The following is a 266-nucleotide window of genomic DNA, read 5'->3' on the forward strand; positions in this document are numbered from 1 at the left end:
CGGTACTGGTAAGCGTTTTGATATTCCAACTACACGTGCTGTAGTAGATGCTATTGTATCGGGTAAACTAGTTGGCGTAGAAACTCAACACATTGATGTTTTAAACCTAGACGTACCTGTAGCCGTTCCAGGTGTAGACAGCAACTTACTTAACCCAATTAATACCTGGGAAGACAAAGCTAAGTATGCTGAATATGCAGCTAAACTTGCAGCCGATTTCACTGAAAACTTCACTAAATATGACGTATCAGACGAAATTAAAAATG

At 39.5% G+C, this 266-nt stretch carries 1 protein-coding gene; it reads left to right on the top strand.

The window, feature by feature from the left end:
• Nucleotides 1–266 (top strand): phosphoenolpyruvate carboxykinase (ATP) (locus tag AAEY62_RS22800; protein ID WP_350636696.1); only part of this gene is annotated, 266 nt, incomplete at both ends.

The organism is Pseudoalteromonas sp. GW168-MNA-CIBAN-0100 (genome assembly GCF_040309225.1).
GTDB lineage: Bacteria > Pseudomonadota > Gammaproteobacteria > Enterobacterales > Alteromonadaceae > Pseudoalteromonas > Pseudoalteromonas arctica.